Consider the following 17712-nt stretch of genomic DNA (forward strand, 5'->3'; position numbering starts at 1 on the left):
TTGTGGCTCTAATGCTTTATACCGAATCAGAGTTACTGGCAGAACTTGGGCACCGCCTTCGGGAGCACCGACTGCGACGTAACATGCTCCAGACAGAGCTAGCGCACAGGAGCGGTATTTCTGTCTCTGCGCTCAAAAAACTTGAAGGCAGCGGACAGGGCACGCTTGAGAATTTTATGAAGGTTGTCTTTGCCCTACGGCTGGAGAACGAAGTGAAGTCCCTGTTTGTGCCACAACAAATCAGCATTGCACAGCTCGAAGCCATGAAGAAACCGGTTCGCCAGCGCGCCCGGCGAACCCTTCGCCCGGCCCGGAAACTCTCCTACAATGTCCGCGCGCATCAATCAGGAGGATCAAAAAAATGACGGTACGAAACTTTCAATATCGGTCACTGAGCCGGCTACAGGTGATCTACAGCGGTTGGGGAGAACAGTGGGTGCTGGGCCATCTGGCCGAAAGTACCGTGCGTGGACGTTATTTATTTGAGTACACCCATGACGCTCTTGAGAGTGGCATCGAATTCTCACCCTTGAAACTGCCGCTTTCCACAGAGACTTACACGAATTTTGAGCATTTTCAGGACTGGCTCCCTGGCTTCATCTCAGATTCTCTACCGGATGGGTGGGGACGGCTGCTTATGGACCGGTTCCTTCGCCGTAATCATGTCGATCCTGGCCGGATTTCAGTCCTGGAACGTCTGGCCTTGCTAGGCGATAACACGATGGGAGCACTGACCTACCAACCTGTTCTGCCTTTACCGGACGACCAGGAAGACAAATATAGCATTCTGAGCTTGACCGGACTGGCTCAACAGATCCGTCAAGAAGTCACTGGTCAGGATTCGGAAGCACTGCAAGAACTTTTCCTGCTGGGCGGCTCGCCCCACGGGGCCAGGCCAAAAGCACAGGTAGAATATAATCCATCCACCGGCCAGATGAGAACGACTGCGTTCCCAGGGAGTGAACCCTGGCTGGTCAAATTCCCCGCAGCAGAAGAAAACCCTTGGGTCTGTGCCCTTGAGGAGGTATATGCCTGTATGGCCAGAATGGCGAACATTGATTTCCCCGCAAGCCGCTACTTCCGTCTTGAAGGGGAACTCGCTGCCTTCGGTGTCCGACGATTCGATCGTGAGAATGGAATGCGAGTACCGGTACTGAGTATGGCCGGCGCTCTGCATGCCGATTTCCGGTTACCCTGTATGGATTACACAGATATCCTACGGGCGACTGGGTTCATCACACGCTCTGTTGTTGAGAGAGAAATCCAAGCCCAGCGTATGGTGTTCAACGTGTTGATGTATAACCGCGACGATCATGTGAAAAACTTCGCCTTCATTCTGAATGAAAACGATGAGTGGGTAGTATCCCCCGCCTATGATCTGACCTTTGCGGACGGACCCGGCGGACAACATCAGACCGCAGTGGGTGGTCACGGTTCGGATATCACCCGCACCATGTTACTGAAGGTTGCCAACAATGCGGGCATCGCGCAGGACAGAATGAACAACATTATTAATGAAGTAGCAGATGTCGTCGCCGACTTCGCTCATACTGCACAGGATGTGACTGATGATATTCCCACTGATGAACTTCATCAGGTCACGAACTGTATTAACCGTAATCTATCTTATCTCAAACGGTAAATGAAAGCCCTTGGTAGATCCCCCTTATCAGGCTGATAGACGACAAAAAATATGCTGTCATGACTCACGAACTAGCCAGTATATCTGTTCATGCTTTGGGTGCTGAATTTTGCGATGCATCGCAATACCGCAATCAGGTAAAGGCGGCACTCAATTTCTTCTTTGACGGTATTTAGTCGGATAAACGCAAGCTGTTGCCAGACTGCGCTTATCCGACCAACTCCCTTGCGAGACGATGTTAGCCGGAAATCTTGCTGGCTTGGAAGTATAATGGATATGTTGACATATGCTAGATGCAGGCATATATTGTGCACATATGTTAAACAAAAGGAGGTTCACATGCGTACCGTAGCGATATTTAAAAACGGTAATAACCGGGCAATAAGACTCCCAAAAGATATGGATTTTGATGGTATCGCCGAATTAGAAATTTCCCGTATCGGGGACTCCATTATTCTGAAACCAATAAAACCCACATGGGATTCTTTTCTGTCACAGGAAAAAGCTGATAATAATTTTTTAGAATCACGCCCTGATATTATCGAAGAAGGTCGCGTGAAATTATGAAAAATATTTATATGCTGGATACCAATATCTGCTCTTTCATTATGAGAGAGCAGCCAGCGAATGTTCTCCATAAATTACAACAATGTGTTTTGTACAGACATGAAATTGTTATCTCAGCAATTACCTATGCGGAAATGAAATTTGGAGCTATTGGCAAAAAAGCTTCTCCGAAACATACCATACTCGTTGAAGCATTCTGTCAACGCCTTGATGCCATCCTGCCATGGGATAAAGCCGCCGTAGATGCTACAACCGATATTAAAAACACGCTGACCACAGCAGGAACACCGATCGGCGCTAATGATACAGCTATCGCAGGACATGCACTAGCGTGTGGAGCAATCCTGGTGACAAATAATACCCGCGAGTTTAAGCGTGTGGATGGCTTAATTATCGAAGATTGGGTAAACTGCCCCTAAATAACGTAAAAAGCATCACGGCTGGCTTATTAAGCACACCTATAAACCAGCCATATCTACAATTTTCTATTTACTATTAAATTACAATCCTAAATCAGATAATCCGGGATGATCATCAGGACGGCGGCCTAAAGGCCAATGAAATTTTCGTTCAGACTCTTTTATCGGCAGATCATTAATACAAGCATAGCGGTTGAACATCAAGCCGTCTTCGTTAAATTCCCAGTTCTCATTACCATATGAGCGAAACCAATTACCAGAATCATCGCACCACTCATAAGCATAACGAACCGCTATTCTATTATCAGTAAAAGCCCACAATTCTTTAATAAGCCGGTATTCGTGCTCTTTCTCCCATTTTCTGGCTAAGAAATCCTGAGCCTCTTTGCGGCTATACACGAATTCAGCGCGATTACGCCAATGAGTATCCAATGAATAAGCCAATGAAACCTTTGCAGGGTCACGGCTGTTCCATCCATCTTCGGCCAAGCGAATTTTTTGAATAGCCGTTTCCCGGGTAAATGGCGGTACCGGATGGCGAATTTCTTTTGTATCAGACATATTTTGTCTCCTAATTAATTATAATTAAATTTTCCATTAACTCACATTGTATTTATTCAATAATGCCTTAGCGATATTCATTGCTTCCAAAGCATAATTTCTGTCATTCATTATATGGGCAGTTGTAATAGCGCCTTCTATCAGAATCAAAAATTTCCTGGCTAAATCTACCGATGAGTCCGGCGATATTTCCTCACAAATAGAAAGAACGTAAGTAAATACTTTCTCTTTATGCTCCTTAGCAATAATTCTTACCGGATCAACAGGATCAAGCCGTTCACCGGATGTATTGATAAACGCACATCCTCTGAAATCATCACTTTCGAACCATGTTTGTAATACCAGAAAAATATTCAGCAATTTCTCTTCTGGTTTCTTATATTCAGCTATTGATGAAGTAAACCACCCCATCCATCGTTCATCTCGTCGGCGAAGAACTTCTTCAACCAACCCATCTTTGGTGCCGAAATAACGATAAATTGTCTTACGTGAAGAACCGGTTGTACGCGTTATCAGATCGATACCTGTCGCCGCAATCCCCCTGGTGTAAATTAATTCATCTACAGCATCCAACATGTTTTCCCTGATGTTTGACGCTTTCTCACCTTCCATGTTTTTCATGGTAGAACGATCATTCTCCATAGTCAACCTCTTAACTAAAAAAACAGAATAAATTTGTTATCCTTATGATTTAAAAAGTAATTTTAATAATAATCACATTTATCATAAAGTGACCCATTTTCACAAAAGAACTATCTTAAATAGTCTACAGTGCATTATGATACCAAAATCATAGTGTAAAATAATTTACGAAACAGATTGGATGTTTTTAACTTTTCAGAAGGGGAGTTAATTGTATTTAATCGAAAAATCATCAACCATTAATAGAGAGTTGAGAAGAAATCCGCATGTAAAAGAATATTATCCGAACAGATAGGTATTAAAGGGCGAATATCCGCCCTTCTATCAACCACCAGCCAATTTAACTGTCATCCCTTTGGCTTCAAGCAAGTGTTTCAATAAATCCCTTTTATCGCCCTGAATTTCTATTTCACCATCTTTTACTGAACCACCGCAGCCACATTTTTTCTTCAATTCAGCCGCCAACTTGACCAGCGTCTGATCATCAGCGTCAATTCCGGTAATAACGCAAACGCCCTTTCCTTTACGACCACTGGTTTGGCGCTGGATTCGAACAATACCATCCCCTTTCGGACGCTGAGGTTTAGCGGTTTCTTCCTGAATCCGTCCGCCGTCTGTGGAATAGACCAGCCGCGAATTATTATCTTGCATTAATAACTCCTGCAATAGATTGGTTAATCTGACGCAAGGCTGCCGCCGGATCCGCTGCACGAGTAATCGGACGCCCGATAACCATATAATCAACACCAGCCAGTACCGCCTGTTCCGGCGTCATAATACGACGCTGATCACCGGCTTCACTGCCTGCCGGACGAATCCCCGGCGTTACCAGTCGGAAATCCTGACCACAAGCGTTTTTCAGTTGCTGAGCCTCATGCGCAGAACAAACCACACCATCCAATCCACACTCCTGCGTGAGTTTTGCCAGCCTTTCAGCCTGCTGCGCCGGCGTAATATCAATACCGATACCTTGCAGATCCGATTGTTCCATGCTGGTTAATACCGTGACGGCAATTAATAACGGCGCAGCATGACCATAAGGCAACAGCGCTTCTTTCGCCGCCGCCATCATTCTGGCGCCACCGCTGGCATGAACGTTTACCATCCAAACTCCCATCTCAGCCGCAGCAGCTACCGCCCTGGCGGTGGTATTGGGAATATCATGGAATTTCAAATCCAGAAATACTTCAAAGCCACGCTGGTGCAACGATTTAACAAACTGAGGACCATTGAGGGTAAACATCTCTTTACCCACTTTCAGGCGGCAATCCTGTGGATCAATTTTGTCGGCAAAAGCCAAGGCAGCATCCTGATTGTCGTAATCTAAAGCAACAATTACAGGCGAGCTAATCTGTTTACCGAATGATGTTAAGGTATGCGATGTCATTTTTTAACCTTTTTGACCAACAAAGAAATATTACTGTGATATTGTCACTGACCATCCAACCCACGGATGGGTTTAATCGAATCCCATGAGCGGCATGATGGGCAGTGCCAATAAAGTGAATGAGAAGTAAAGCCGCATTTATGGCAGCGATAATTAGGTTTGGTACGAATTTGTTCACCCACCATGTCCCGCAGCAAAATAATACTTTCTTTCGCCCGGCCTTCTTCCGCTTCCGCCAAATGGTAATCCATCAGGCGATAAAACAGGCGCATCGTCGGATGGCGTTCTAATTGATGATTGATATAGATCTGCGCGACTTCATGGCCCTCTTTCTGCTCGATAATATCAGCCAGTAAAAGTTCGGCAGCTGCTCCACTATCCTCTTCGACACAACGTTTGAGGAATTTTTCCCATTCATCAATCTGATTCAGATGCTGGTAACATTCCTGGAGAATAGGTAATACCTCACTGACCAACTCTTTATCCTGCTCAAGAACAGATTTTAAAGAACCTGCCGCTTTGGTGTATTCCTGTTGGACCATAAACAGGCGTCCCAACATAATAGAAACCCTGGCGCAATTTTTATCTGCCTGGACAGCTTTATTGAGATAGCCAATAGCCTCATCAAGATCATCACCGCCCATTTCCTGCAAGGCCAGTTCGCAATAAAAATGCGCAATTTTTTCCCGTAAATCATGTTTGCCGGACTTAACTAATTTTTCAGCGATATCAATGGCTTTTTTCCAATCACTGGTTGCCTGGTAAAGCGTAAGCAGTGATTGAAACGCATTTTGCCGAAAGTCTTTTTCATTCACCAGCTGAACAAACATATTTTCAGCACGATCATATAAACCCGCAGACATATAGTCGCGGCCTAATTGTTGCGTCGCCAGTAAGCGCTGTTCAAATGTCAGAGAAGCGCTTTCCATGAGAGATTGGTGAATACGGATAGCCCGTTCCACTTCCCCCCTGGAACGGAACAGATTCCCCAAAGTCAGATGCGCTTCAAAAGCGGAACTGTCCTCTTTAAGCATCTCAAGAAACAGATCCACCGCTTTATCTTGCTGGTTCGAAAGGAGAAAGTTAACCCCGGCAACATATTCCCGCGACAAGCGATCAGCATTTTGTTGTTTATCTTGTTGAGCACTTCTGCGCCCCATATACCAGCCATAAGCAGCGGCCACAGGAAGCAACAGAAACAACAGCTCTAACATGGGAATTTATTCCTTGCTAAATACAGGCGGTGAATGAGTAACCGGAGGTTCAGCAGGTTGCTCCAGTTGTGCTTCCAGTCGCTTAATCTTGCGTTCAGCTCTTCCCAATGATAAACGAGTACGAAGATAGAATAATCCACAGATAACCCAGCCTAACACGAAACCGCTAGCGAACAATACAGCCAAAAGCGTAGATACAGAGTAATTCCCTTTAGCAATCAGATAGTTAAAAGTAACAATCTGATCGTTATTTGCGCCAAGAGTTACAGAGATGACAAAAATCACCAATACCAGTAATAAAATCAGAAAATATTTCACATTTTTTCCTGTTATCTATTGTTGCTTGGGTATTATGCCAAATAACAGACATAACGGCCCATTAAATTAGCATTTCCAGTCTGGGCAAAGGAAGCAATTTATCATGATAAATGCTTCTTTCAGCTTTTTTGCGATATCTTCCCACTAACTAAGTGTAAATAAGAAGCAATTACCTATCTAAATCCTTTTGGAAGTTAATCAACCGCCATTCCAATACAGTATCTTAAGCCACTGACGCTCTCCCATAGGTTGCCATTGCCATCCTGCTATCAACACGACAACAGGTGGCAACAATAAAATCATGGTCGCTATAACTATAGGTCTGATAAATTGATTCATATCCGCTACCAAATTATTCCTATATGCATTTTAAAAATCTGTCTATAGTTTAACACGTTGATGTTATATCTATTACTTATATACGATTATTTGAAGATTTTTCACAGATAATTGGTTGTAAATATGGCAGAATACATGTGCGTTATAATCAGAGAAAATTTCTTGTGCAGTTTCAGCTGATTTCCCAGACCGATATTATTTTTTACAATCCATTCTTATAACGAGTCTGAATCGACATATGAACAATAAGATGCAATTAAGACAGATAGCTGAGGCTAAATTACCTACCCCATGGGGCGACTTTTTGATGATCGGCTTTGAAGAAATCGCCACGGGTCGAGATCATGTTGCATTGGTATATGGCACTATTTCTAATAATGAACCTGTTCTCTCCAGGATCCATTCAGAATGTCTGACGGGTGATGCCCTGTTCAGCCTGCGTTGTGACTGCGGCTTTCAACTTGAAGCAGCTCTGGCTCAAATTGCTAAGGAAGGACGGGGGATATTACTTTACCACCGGCAAGAAGGCCGTAATATTGGCCTGCTAAACAAAATTCGTGCTTATGCACTACAGGATAAGGGCGCGGATACGGTAGAAGCTAATCATCAGTTAGGTTTTGCCGCCGATGAACGTGATTTTACCTTATGTGCAGACATGTATAAATTGCTGGGCGTTAATGCTATTCGTCTGCTGACAAACAATCCTAAAAAAGTGGAAATTATGACCGAAGCAGGTATTAACATTGTGGAGCGGGTTCCGTTAATTACCGGCCGCAACGCTAAAAATGCTTATTATCTAGATACCAAAGCCAGAAAAATGGGGCATTTTCTGCCGGAAGAGCCTTAATTTCTACTTATTTTAGCTGACAAAGATGGCGCCAATGCTGGCGCCATCTGTATGGAATGTAAAAATCATTTCAACATATGGCGGATGACATAATGCAAAATACCGCCGTGGTGGAAATAATCCAATTCAGTTCCAGTATCAATACGACACCGGGCCTCAACGACCACCTTGCACCCATCAGCATAAGTCATTTCTACCGGTACGATCTGACCAGGCTTAAGGTTATTCATCCCCGCAATATCAATCGTCTCATCACCGCTCAGATTCAGCGTCTTACGATTTACTCCCTGAGGGAATTCCAGTGGTAATACACCCATACCAATCAGGTTAGAACGGTGAATACGTTCAAATGATTCCGCAATCACCACCCGAACCCCCAACAACCGGGTTCCTTTCGCGGCCCAATCGCGACTCGAACCAGAACCATATTCTTTGCCGGCAATTACAGCCAATGGTGTTTTTTCTTCCTGATAGCGCATGGCCGCATCATAAATCGCTAATTGTGTCTGTGATGGAATATGGCGGGTATATCCCCCTTCTACACCCGCAATCATTTCATTACGGATACGAATATTGGCGAACGTCCCGCGCATCATCACTTCATGGTTACCACGCCTTGAGCCATAAGAGTTAAAATCCTTCGGATCAACGCCATGTTCCTGAAGATAACGCCCTGCCGGACTGTCAGCTTTGATATTTCCCGCGGGGGAAATATGGTCTGTGGTGACAGAATCACCAAGAATAGCCAGTATATTCGCGCCGTGAATATCAATTATAGCCTCCGGCTCCGCTGTCATCTCACTAAAGAATGGCGGGTGGCGAATGTAAGTAGAGTCAGGTTGGAAGTCATAAGTTACAGAACTGACGACATCCAGCGATTGCCATGTTTCATCACCATCAAATACTTCGGCGTACTCTTTGTGGAACATGCCAACCTTAACTTTATCAACCGCTTCAGCAATTTCTTTCCGGTCAGGCCATATGTCTTTCAAATAGATATCATTGCCTTGCTGATCCTGACCAATAGAATCTTTAGTCAGATCCTTTTTCATGCTGCCGGATAAGGCATATGCCACAACTAATGGTGGTGATGCCAGCCAGTTAGTCTTTATCAGCGGATGGATCCGGCCTTCAAAGTTCCGGTTGCCAGACAGGACCGCACCGACGGTAAGATCGGCTTGTTTAATCGCAGTTTCAATAGGTTCAGGCAATGGCCCGGAGTTACCAATGCAAGTTGTACAGCCGTAACCCACCAGATTGAAACCAAGTTTCTCCAGATATGGCGTAAAGCCAGCAATCTCAAGATAATCCGTCACAACTTTCGAGCCGGGCGCCAGTGAGGTTTTTACCCACGGCTGGCGTTTAAGCCCTTTCTCAACCGCTTTTTTCGCCAGTAAACCCGCGGCCATCATCACACTTGGGTTAGATGTGTTGGTACAGGAGGTAATCGCAGCAATGACAACCGCACCATCTTCTAACTCATAGACCTGGTTATCCAGATTAACAGGGGCTGAGGCGACTTTTCCTTGCGCTTTATTCATCTCCAGATCAATAGCTGACTGAAATGCCTGTGGTACCCGCGCTAAAGCAACCCTGTCTTGTGGACGTTTCGGCCCGGCTAGGCTGGCTTCCACCGTAGACATATCCAGTTCCAGACTGTTGGTAAATACCGGCTCATCACCCAGATTTCGCCATAGCCCCTGGATCTTACAATATGTTTCAACCAGAGCAATCTGCTGTTCTGCGCGCCCGGTTAACCGCATATAACTCAGCGTAATATCATCTACTGGGAAGAAACCACACGTTGCACCATATTCCGGTGACATATTGGCAATGGTTGCCCTGTCTGCCAACGGCAAGTCAGCTAACCCATCACCATAAAATTCAACAAATTTCCCCACCACACCCTGTTTACGCAGCATCTGTGTCACTGTCAGCACAAGATCTGTGGCAGTAATCCCTTCGCGTAACTTTCCGGTGAGTTTAAAACCCACCACATCAGGGATAAGCATGGAAACAGGTTGTCCTAACATAGCCGCTTCCGCTTCGATACCACCAACCCCCCATCCCAAAATACCAAGGCCATTGATCATAGTAGTGTGAGAATCCGTACCAACCAGGGTATCAGGATAAGCCAACTCCCGCCCGTTATGCGTTTCATGCCAAACCGTTTTACCCAGGTATTCCAAGTTGACCTGATGGCAAATCCCGGTTCCCGGCGGTACGACGCGAAAACGGTTAAATGCTTGTTGCCCCCAACGCAGAAACAGGTAACGTTCATAGTTACGTTCCATTTCTAATTGAACATTTTGTTCAAAGGCGTTTTCTGTGCCAAATTTATCCACCATAACGGAATGGTCAATGACCAGATCAACAGGTGACAATGGATTAACCTGTTCAACATCACCACCAAGACGCTGAACTGCATCCCTCATCGCCGCTAAATCAACGACAGCCGGAACTCCCGTAAAATCCTGCATTAATACACGAGCCGGTCGGTAAGCAATTTCCCGGTCTGCATGACCGCTATTTTGCCAATCAACAATCGCTTTTAAATCGTCATCAACAACAGAGTTGCCATCAATATTGCGCAGGAGATTTTCCAGAAGAACTTTCATTGATTTAGGCAAGCGGGAAATATCACCTAAATGTTTAGCAACCAGTGGCAAGCTGTAATAATCATACTCTTTACTTGCAGCGGAAAGTGTTGAAACACAAACCTTTTTCAAATCAAACGACATAACTCCTCCTTCTTATTATGCTGGCATCACTCAGAGCCATCTTATGATAATGGCACAAGTTAAACATAACATATAAGCAAATAATTGTTTTTTATTACCACACAATTTGTCAATTCAGATTGTCCATCAGAATTTCTGTAATAAATTTTGATGATTTAGTGGGGTAAACAATTGAATGACAATCAGCTAGAATTAGTTCGCCAACAATTAAATTGGACTCTAATTATTAATTAAAAGAATAAGGACAAAATTATGGATATAAGAAACTCAATTACAAATCACCAGGTTCATATCGAGAAGATCAATGAAGCCAATAAGTTCTTCCACATTGATGGCGCTTATTTTAATATAGAAAATACAAACACATACAAAGAAAAAGATGGTTTAGTTCAATTCATTATCGCAACACAATTATCTGATCAAAAAGATGTTCAGGAAAAAACGAATAGTTTAAGTCAAACATTAATTGCACTTTCCTCCATCGCAACTAATTATGTCAATAAACATGCAGAAAAGCATGGAGAGAAATATAAGACAGATATGGCATTCTGGACTCAAGTTGTCAATAAACTCCCTTTAATGGGTACCACCAAAGTCGAATCCAAAAACTACACAGACTCATTGACGGGTCTAAGTATCTCAAAAAGTTTTCTTCATTTTATCATGAATGTTGTTGTATTCGAAAATACAGATATGCTGGCAAACTTCGCTGACTTTCTTACCAAACAAGGAGAAACGATTCGTTTAGGCATACGGAAAAATAAAGGTTTTTATTCTACTATGACACTGACAGTTGCCATAGATACCTTGGTTGTCGGAGAAAAAACGGTATATATTCCAAAACTGAAACTCTATAGAATTAATTTCGATAGTAATAATTCAAACTTTTTATCAAGTTGTGCTTCTAATGAGAATGTTAATATTGATTTTGAATACTCATCCTTAATATCGGTCTTAGACTACGAAGCGCTCGAACATCCTGATCTTAAGGCCAGTTTTGATAATTTCATTAATAAGCACAGAAAAATATCAATAGAAGATTCCGATGATTTCTTCAGTGGTGAGTTTGATCCAACCTGATAAGTAAAATCCGGGAGATAATGGAAGTCATTATCTCCCTTATTATTTTATTATATGATTGGCAATTTGATATCTTTGAACATGATTTCGATATCTTCATTTGAGCGCAAAGCAACCGCCTGATCAATAACATCACGCGTCAGGTGGGGTGCGAAACGCCACATAAAATCATACATATAGCTGCGCAAGAAACTACTGCGCCGAAAACCTATCTTAGTTGTGCTGTAGCTGAATTTATCTCGCATATCAATGCAAATAAGATCTTTATCCTGCACCGGATCAACCGCCATGCTGGCAATAACCCCAACACCCAAACCCAACCGGACATAAGTTTTAATGACATCAGCATCAGTGGCAGTAAAAACAATTTTAGGTTTTAAGCCCACTTTATCGAATGCAACATCCAATTCAGAACGACCGGTAAAACCAAAGGTATAAGTAACCAGTTGATATTCTGCCAATTCTTCAATTGAAACATTCTCTTTACCCGCCAGCGGATGATCCTGTGTCACCACTAACGTTCTGTTCCAATGGTAGCAAGGCAACATTATCAAATCTTCGTATAAATGCAGCGCTTCAGTGGCAATAGCAAAATCAGCATTACCTTTACTCACAGCTTCAGCAATTTGCGTTGGCGACCCCTGGTGCATATGCAAAGAGACCTGCGGATAACGCTCAATAAATCCTTTAATCACAGGAGGTAATGCATAACGGGCCTGTGTATGGGTAGTGGCGATATATAGCGAACCACGATTCGGATAAGTATGTTCACTGGCAACTGACCGTATTGCATCAATTTTAGACAATACTTCACGAGAAATTCGGACAACCTCTTCACCTGCGGGAGTAACATGCGTCAGGTGTTTACCACTGCGGGAAAAAATCTGAATACCTAATTCATCTTCAAGCATCCTGACTTGCTTACTGATCCCTGGTTGAGATGTATACAATCCTTCCGCCGTAGATGAGACATTAAGGTTGTGGTTTACCACCTCTACGATATAACGAAGTTGCTGCAATTTCATATAAGCACCATCCCAAAATAAACGCTGTGAACAATTATGACTTAAAATCTGGCCTGATATTGCTGTTTGCTATTTATTATAACTAATAGAAATAATAATGTTTTCTCATATAACCACTATAACACGATTATATATTTATATAACGAATAATTGAAAAATCATAACGAAGGTTATAGCTGAATTTCAATTCATATATTTTAAAATTTTGTTGATAGATGAAAAAAGCCAACCTATAAGGTTGGCTTAATAGAAAAAAATGACTTCATTTTTGAGAAAAAGAGCGTGTTGATTCTCTTAAAAATTATTATTATTTATCTTTCTCAACCCATTTTCCATCAACATAAAACACACTCCACCCCGTCGCCTTGCCATTTTTCTCTGAAGAAGCATATTGCTGTTTAGTTTTACGACTAAAACGGATAACAGTTTTATTACCTTCAGCATCAGCCACAGGCGCATCAGCCAGATAGCGTAGTTTTTCCGGCAGGCGGTCTTTAAAACGAGCCAGCTCTTCTACCAAAGGCGCTCTGGTTTCCCTCGATTTAGGAAAAGTATTCGCGGCTAAAAAGACGCCAGCGGCACCATCACGCAATACAAAATACGCATCAGACTTTTCACAAGGAAGTTCAGGTAACGGAACCGGATCTTCTTTTGGTGGAGCAACTTCTCCGCTACGCAGGATCTTGCGGGTATTTTTACACGTTTCACTGGTACAGCCCATGTATTTACCAAAACGCCCCATTTTCAGATGCATTTCAGCGCCACATTTATCACACTCGATAACCGGGCCATCATATCCTTTAATGCGAAACTCGCCCTCTTCCACTTCGTAGCCATCACAAGCAGGATTATTACCACAAACATGCAATTTACGCTGGTTATCGATAAGATAACTGTCCATCGCTGTACCACATTCTTTACAACGACGACGAGCACGTAATGCGTTTGTTTCCGCATCATCCCCTTCCAAAATGTTGAGAATTTCATTTTCAGGGATAAGGTTGATCGTCTGCTTGCAACGCTCTTTAGGTGATAACGCATAACCGGAACAACCCAGGAAAACGCCCGTGGTTGCCGTGCGGATACCCATAGGACGATTGCATGTCGGACACTCAATGGAGGTAATCACCATCGGGTTGGGTCGCATCCCGCCATCTTCCGGGTCTTTATTGGCGACATCAAGCTGTTCACTGAAATCAGTGAAAAACTCATCTAAAACCCCTTTCCATTCAGCTTTATTACTTGCAACTTGATCGAGCTGATCTTCCATTTGCGCGGTAAAATCATAACTCATCAGCCCGTTGAAATTCTCTTCCAGCCGATCAGTTACAATTTCCCCCATTTTCTCTGAATAGAAACGACGGCTCTCCACCCGAACATAGCCACGATCCTGAATCGTGGAAATAATGGAAGCGTAGGTAGACGGGCGACCAATACTGCGTTTTTCCAGTTCTTTAACCAAGGATGCCTCGCTGTAACGTGCTGGCGGCTTGGTAAAGTGCTGGCTTGGGAGCAGTTGTTGCAAATCAAGTTCAGTACCAATGTCAACAACAGGCAAAGTATAGTCTTCATCACCCTTGCGCAATACCGGCATCACTTTTGTCCAGCCATCAAAACGCAATGTACGGCCCTTGGCGCGCAATTCAAAATCACCCGCCTGTACCGTCAGGGTTGTGGAATCGTATTGTGCCGGTGTCATTTGGCAAGCAACAAACTGACGCCAGATAAGCTGATACAGTTTTTGCGCATCCGCATCCATGTCTTTCAGTTGTTCAGCCATGACATCAACGCTGGAAGGACGGATAGCTTCGTGCGCTTCCTGTGAATTCTCTTTGCTGCTGTAAGTATTCGCTGTTTTCGGCAGGTATTTATCACCAAAATTATCACCGATATAACCACGAACCATATCCAGCGCATCCTGACTCAGGTTGGTTGAGTCAGTACGCATATAAGTAATATACCCTGCCTCATACAAACGCTGGGCCATCATCATGGTCTTTTTAACACCAAAACTTAAACGCGTGCTGGCGGCCTGCTGTAATGTGGAGGTGATAAACGGCGCACCCGGTTTACTGGATGTTGGACGATCTTCACGATCAATAACTTTGTAACGGGCTTTTTCCAATAACGATATGGCGGCCTGAGTTTGCTCACCATTAACCGGCTTAAACGGCTTACCCTGCTTATGAGTCACTTCCATATGCAGTGAAATTTCATCTTTCGCCAGTAAATCAGCGTGTAACTGCCAATATTCTACCGGTACAAACGCTTTAATTTCGCGCTCTCTTTCCACAACAAGGCGTACCGCCACAGATTGCACGCGACCGGCAGAAAGCCCTCTGGCAACCTTTTTCCACAGTAGCGGAGAAACCATATAACCCACAACCCGATCCATAAAACGACGGGCTTGTTGCGCATTTATCCGGTCAATATTCAATTCACCCGGATTATCAAATGCCTGTTTGATGGCATTTTTAGTAATTTCATTAAAAACAACCCGGCTAAAACGATCATTGTCACCACCAATCACCTCCCGCAAGTGCCATGCAATGGCTTCTCCTTCACGGTCAAGATCCGTTGCGAGATAAACATGATCTGCTTTTTCAGCCAGTGATTTCAGCTCTGCCACGACCTTCTCTTTGCCTGGCAAAATCTGATAATCAGCTTCCCAGCCGCGGTATGGGTCAACCCCCATACGGCTGACTAATGCAGCTTTCTCATCTTTTTTGACCTTCTTCTTAGACTTATCGGTAGATGAGCTCGAGCTCTTTTTGCTGGCTGAGCCGCTGGTCGGCAAATCACGGATATGACCCACGCTGGATTTCACCACGTAGTCACTCCCCAAATATTTATTGATTGTTTTGGCCTTTGCCGGGGACTCCACTATTACAAGAGCTTTACCCATAGTTATCTTTACCTAATTATCTTTTCAGATGGCGAAATTCACAGCATCCATATCACGGTGTCTACAAGCTAAAATCCCCCCTTGGTATGACAGACCGCTGACAGCCCTATGGGCTGTCGGCTATCCATCTTCCCCCCTAATCCTAAAAGTTCGCTTCACTCTCAATAAGAATTTAGGCAGGAGAATTCCGCAATTTTGTTAAAACCTCTTTTTATATTGCGATAGATTCTCAATATATCAACTTATTTTTATTCAGATGATCTGCCCGAATTCGAAACCTGTTGAATTATTTGAGGTATTTTAGATACCGCCCATGAGCTATGCAAATGAATGAAACGAATCGTAAACAAAATCTTCCATCTGCATGATGAAAAGTTCACACTCTACCTGATAAAAAATGATGCGCAACAAATTATTTTTGATAAGGGCTGAGAAATGCGAAAGGGAACGGCACCGATTAAACGTGAACAATTATTGGAAAAAGCCAACCGTATTATCCACCAACACAAGGATTTTATTCAGGGTATGCATGTAGACGATGTAGCACAAAAAGGGGATGTATTGGCATTCCGTGGTGAATCTTTTCTGGATGAAAAGAAACGAACAGGCAGATATATAAAAACCCTCTAAAACTATATCTGCCGGGTATATAAAACACTTTGTACTATAAACTGTGAATATTATTTAATCTTCAGGGGAAGATCGGAGAAAAAACCCGCCATCATGACATTAAATCTCTCCGGCGCTTCCCAGAATGGTCCATGACCAAGATTGGTTAAATTATAAACACGACCAGTCCAGAGATTTTTGTAGGTTATTCCATTAATATAATCAATATTTACAAATAAATCTTCTGCCCCATTAACAATCGCCAGAGGAGTTGGGTTTGTTTCAACTAACAATCGTTGATCCATGACATCGGGTGAAACGGACGCTTCGGACATATATTGCCGTGCTAAACCATCAGTCCGTGCAACTGCCGCTCTAAGAAATGGTTCACTAAGCGCATTTTTGCCATACAGCGCCAGAGTATAATCTGTAATTTCCTCTTCAGTCAGCGAAGCCTTACCCGATATGGCCATGAACCGGCTTGGCTTAAACCCAAGACTGACATTCTCTGCTCCTGGACTAACCGGAGGCGTGCCACAAATCATTAATCCAACAATTCCAGGGAATCACGAGATCATTTCCAACCCGATATGGCCCCCCAGCGACCATCCGAAAACAGCAACTTTATTGATGCCTAATTTTTCCAACACTTCAATAATGCAGAGAGCATAGCCAGATATCGAATAAGTCCGGCGAGGATCCACTGCGTTTGATGAAGCGCCATGCCCTGGCAAATCAATAGTCAAAATGCGGTATTCGTCGCCAAAATTCATTATATTTATTAAATATTCAAAATAAACAATAAGTTAAATAAATTTAAATCAATAAAAAATACCGATATGCACACACATATGTACAAACGGAAATAGCACCCGATATGAGGTATACCAATTGATTTTACACAATGAAGCCGGTCACCCGGCTTTGCTATTTCACCGGCAAATACTTATACACAGTAGACAGTGACGTATTGTAAATCAGAGATAGTTGTTTCCGTGTGTGACCTTTAGCCAGCAGTCTCATAGCCTGTTTCCTGTCTTCAGCTGACAGTGACACTGGTCTGCCGCCAATTCTTCCCTGAGCACGCGCAGCTATCAAGCCTGCGTTTGTTCTTTCAACAATCAGTTCCCGCTCCATTTCGGCTAGTGCGCTCATCACATGAAAGAAGAATCTCCCCATAGCGGTACCGGTATCGATACTATCAGTGAGGCATATAAGCCGGTCACCCGGCTTTTTCACTTATTTCGGCACCTCAGGCCACTCAACGTTGGGAGCCTGGTTAACATCTACACGAGTGAGTAATACTCTGTACTTTTTCCATTCGAGTAATGCCGCTTTCTCTGAGTCTGTCGCGACTTCTAAGTCAACAGAGTCTTGTAGCAATGAGAGTGTTTCATTTGCTTGTTGTAGCAGTGT

At 43.5% G+C, this 17712-nt stretch carries 20 protein-coding genes and 1 pseudogene; 8 read left to right on the plus strand and 13 right to left on the minus strand.

Features of this window, described 5'->3' with window-relative positions; genetic code table 11:
* Positions 1 to 11: 11 nt before the first annotated feature.
* From LGZ99_RS04875 to LGZ99_RS04895, 5 genes and pseudogenes are all read left to right on the plus strand, one after another.
* A complete protein-coding gene (locus LGZ99_RS04875; RefSeq protein ID WP_235184647.1) occupies positions 12 to 365 on the plus strand; it encodes a helix-turn-helix domain-containing protein in 354 nt (117 codons plus the stop codon).
* Complete coding sequence (locus LGZ99_RS04880) at positions 362 to 1642, plus strand: type II toxin-antitoxin system HipA family toxin (protein WP_036837150.1); 1281 nt, start codon at positions 362 to 364, stop codon at positions 1640 to 1642. The genes LGZ99_RS04875 and LGZ99_RS04880 overlap by 4 nt, the downstream gene beginning before the upstream one ends.
* A gap of 17 nt (positions 1643 to 1659) precedes the next feature.
* A pseudogene (locus LGZ99_RS04885) lies at positions 1660 to 1818 on the plus strand (CcdB family protein); the annotation flags it as partial.
* A 163-nt stretch (positions 1819 to 1981) separates the two neighbouring features.
* Entirely contained in the window at positions 1982 to 2209 is a 228-nt protein-coding gene (gene vapB / locus LGZ99_RS04890) for a type II toxin-antitoxin system VapB family antitoxin (RefSeq protein ID WP_036837149.1), read from the plus strand.
* The gene (locus LGZ99_RS04895) at positions 2206 to 2628 is read left to right on the plus strand and encodes a type II toxin-antitoxin system VapC family toxin (RefSeq protein WP_036837147.1); all 423 of its coding nucleotides are present in this window, start codon (positions 2206 to 2208) and stop codon (positions 2626 to 2628) included. Before vapB ends, LGZ99_RS04895 begins: the two co-directional genes overlap by 4 nt.
* Before the next feature lie 81 nt (positions 2629 to 2709).
* On the opposite strand, the gene LGZ99_RS04900 is transcribed toward LGZ99_RS04895, so the two are convergent.
* The 6 genes from LGZ99_RS04900 to LGZ99_RS04925 form a co-directional block, all read right to left on the minus strand.
* Entirely contained in the window at positions 2710 to 3189 is a 480-nt protein-coding gene (locus LGZ99_RS04900) for a nuclear transport factor 2 family protein (protein ID WP_036837145.1), read from the minus strand.
* 36 nt (positions 3190 to 3225) lie between these two features.
* Positions 3226 to 3831: a TetR/AcrR family transcriptional regulator gene (locus LGZ99_RS04905; protein WP_036837143.1), complete on the minus strand. Its 606-nt coding sequence runs from the start codon at positions 3829 to 3831 to the stop codon at positions 3226 to 3228.
* 324 nt (positions 3832 to 4155) lie between these two features.
* The gene (gene yciH / locus LGZ99_RS04910) at positions 4156 to 4482 is read right to left on the minus strand and encodes a stress response translation initiation inhibitor YciH (protein ID WP_021325445.1); all 327 of its coding nucleotides are present in this window, start codon (positions 4480 to 4482) and stop codon (positions 4156 to 4158) included.
* On the minus strand, positions 4472 to 5218 hold the full coding sequence (gene pyrF / locus LGZ99_RS04915) for an orotidine-5'-phosphate decarboxylase (RefSeq protein WP_021325446.1): 747 nt from the start codon (positions 5216 to 5218) through the stop codon (positions 4472 to 4474). Before pyrF ends, yciH begins: the two co-directional genes overlap by 11 nt.
* 44 nt (positions 5219 to 5262) lie before the next feature.
* Complete coding sequence (gene lapB / locus LGZ99_RS04920; protein ID WP_021325447.1) at positions 5263 to 6432, minus strand: lipopolysaccharide assembly protein LapB; 1170 nt, start codon at positions 6430 to 6432, stop codon at positions 5263 to 5265.
* 6 nt (positions 6433 to 6438) lie between these two features.
* Positions 6439 to 6750, minus strand: a complete 312-nt coding sequence (locus LGZ99_RS04925) for a LapA family protein (RefSeq protein WP_021325448.1) — start codon at positions 6748 to 6750, stop codon at positions 6439 to 6441.
* A 589-nt stretch (positions 6751 to 7339) separates the two neighbouring features.
* Here LGZ99_RS04925 and ribA point away from each other — a divergent pair.
* The gene (gene ribA / locus LGZ99_RS04930; protein WP_036837141.1) at positions 7340 to 7936 is read left to right on the plus strand and encodes a GTP cyclohydrolase II; all 597 of its coding nucleotides are present in this window, start codon (positions 7340 to 7342) and stop codon (positions 7934 to 7936) included.
* Between the two features lie 65 nt (positions 7937 to 8001).
* Here the strand turns inward: ribA and acnA are convergent, their stop codons facing one another.
* Complete coding sequence (acnA, locus tag LGZ99_RS04935) at positions 8002 to 10677, minus strand: aconitate hydratase AcnA (protein WP_036837139.1); 2676 nt, start codon at positions 10675 to 10677, stop codon at positions 8002 to 8004.
* 252 nt (positions 10678 to 10929) lie between these two features.
* Here acnA and LGZ99_RS04940 point away from each other — a divergent pair, with 252 nt between their 5' ends.
* Positions 10930 to 11757: an Evf family palmitoylated virulence factor gene (locus tag LGZ99_RS04940; protein ID WP_023045299.1), complete on the plus strand. Its 828-nt coding sequence runs from the start codon at positions 10930 to 10932 to the stop codon at positions 11755 to 11757.
* Between the two features lie 50 nt (positions 11758 to 11807).
* Here the strand turns inward: LGZ99_RS04940 and cysB are convergent, their stop codons facing one another.
* A complete protein-coding gene (gene cysB / locus LGZ99_RS04945) occupies positions 11808 to 12782 on the minus strand; it encodes an HTH-type transcriptional regulator CysB (protein WP_021325452.1) in 975 nt (324 codons plus the stop codon).
* 307 nt (positions 12783 to 13089) lie between these two features.
* Positions 13090 to 15687: a type I DNA topoisomerase gene (topA, locus tag LGZ99_RS04950; protein WP_023045298.1), complete on the minus strand. Its 2598-nt coding sequence runs from the start codon at positions 15685 to 15687 to the stop codon at positions 13090 to 13092.
* A 435-nt stretch (positions 15688 to 16122) separates the two neighbouring features.
* Between topA and LGZ99_RS04955 the strand changes: the two genes are divergently transcribed.
* Entirely contained in the window at positions 16123 to 16317 is a 195-nt protein-coding gene (locus LGZ99_RS04955; RefSeq protein ID WP_021325822.1) for a DUF2498 family protein, read from the plus strand.
* Between the two features lie 50 nt (positions 16318 to 16367).
* Here the strand turns inward: LGZ99_RS04955 and LGZ99_RS04960 are convergent, their stop codons facing one another.
* From LGZ99_RS04960 to LGZ99_RS04975, 4 genes are all read right to left on the minus strand, one after another.
* Positions 16368 to 16841 carry an alpha/beta fold hydrolase gene (locus LGZ99_RS04960; RefSeq protein WP_262978898.1) on the minus strand — a complete coding sequence of 158 codons (474 nt, stop codon included), beginning with the start codon at positions 16839 to 16841 and terminating at the stop codon, positions 16368 to 16370.
* A gap of 21 nt (positions 16842 to 16862) precedes the next feature.
* Positions 16863 to 17069 carry an alpha/beta fold hydrolase gene (locus LGZ99_RS04965; protein WP_262978899.1) on the minus strand — a complete coding sequence of 69 codons (207 nt, stop codon included), beginning with the start codon at positions 17067 to 17069 and terminating at the stop codon, positions 16863 to 16865.
* Positions 17070 to 17223: 154 nt separating this feature from the next.
* Entirely contained in the window at positions 17224 to 17535 is a 312-nt protein-coding gene (locus LGZ99_RS04970) for a recombinase family protein (RefSeq protein WP_315903462.1), read from the minus strand.
* Positions 17536 to 17712: tail fiber assembly protein (locus tag LGZ99_RS04975; protein ID WP_262978902.1), on the minus strand; the 177-nt coding region annotated here is incomplete at its 5' end.

This window comes from Photorhabdus temperata (genome assembly GCF_025384845.1).
Taxonomy (GTDB): domain Bacteria; phylum Pseudomonadota; class Gammaproteobacteria; order Enterobacterales; family Enterobacteriaceae; genus Photorhabdus; species Photorhabdus temperata.

Bases quoted from the DNA above. Each gene is read 5' to 3' on its own strand.
- yciH (WP_021325445.1), bottom strand. From the start codon at position 4,482: ATGCAAGATAATAATTCGCGGCTGGTCTATTCCACAGACGGCGGACGG.
- LGZ99_RS04965 (WP_262978899.1), bottom strand. From the start codon at position 17,069: ATGAATTTTGGCGACGAATACCGCATTTTGACTATTGATTTGCCAGGG.
- cysB (WP_021325452.1), bottom strand. From the start codon at position 12,782: ATGAAATTGCAGCAACTTCGTTATATCGTAGAGGTGGTAAACCACAAC.
- LGZ99_RS04905 (WP_036837143.1), bottom strand. From the start codon at position 3,831: ATGGAGAATGATCGTTCTACCATGAAAAACATGGAAGGTGAGAAAGCG.
- topA (WP_023045298.1), bottom strand. From the start codon at position 15,687: ATGGGTAAAGCTCTTGTAATAGTGGAGTCCCCGGCAAAGGCCAAAACA.
- ribA (WP_036837141.1), top strand. From the start codon at position 7,340: ATGCAATTAAGACAGATAGCTGAGGCTAAATTACCTACCCCATGGGGC.
- pyrF (WP_021325446.1), bottom strand. From the start codon at position 5,218: ATGACATCGCATACCTTAACATCATTCGGTAAACAGATTAGCTCGCCT.
- LGZ99_RS04960 (WP_262978898.1), bottom strand. From the start codon at position 16,841: ATGATTTGTGGCACGCCTCCGGTTAGTCCAGGAGCAGAGAATGTCAGT.
- LGZ99_RS04940 (WP_023045299.1), top strand. From the start codon at position 10,930: ATGGATATAAGAAACTCAATTACAAATCACCAGGTTCATATCGAGAAG.
- lapB (WP_021325447.1), bottom strand. From the start codon at position 6,432: ATGTTAGAGCTGTTGTTTCTGTTGCTTCCTGTGGCCGCTGCTTATGGC.
- vapB (WP_036837149.1), top strand. From the start codon at position 1,982: ATGCGTACCGTAGCGATATTTAAAAACGGTAATAACCGGGCAATAAGA.
- LGZ99_RS04900 (WP_036837145.1), bottom strand. From the start codon at position 3,189: ATGTCTGATACAAAAGAAATTCGCCATCCGGTACCGCCATTTACCCGG.
- acnA (WP_036837139.1), bottom strand. From the start codon at position 10,677: ATGTCGTTTGATTTGAAAAAGGTTTGTGTTTCAACACTTTCCGCTGCA.
- LGZ99_RS04895 (WP_036837147.1), top strand. From the start codon at position 2,206: ATGAAAAATATTTATATGCTGGATACCAATATCTGCTCTTTCATTATG.
- LGZ99_RS04875 (WP_235184647.1), top strand. From the start codon at position 12: ATGCTTTATACCGAATCAGAGTTACTGGCAGAACTTGGGCACCGCCTT.
- LGZ99_RS04955 (WP_021325822.1), top strand. From the start codon at position 16,123: ATGCGAAAGGGAACGGCACCGATTAAACGTGAACAATTATTGGAAAAA.
- LGZ99_RS04880 (WP_036837150.1), top strand. From the start codon at position 362: ATGACGGTACGAAACTTTCAATATCGGTCACTGAGCCGGCTACAGGTG.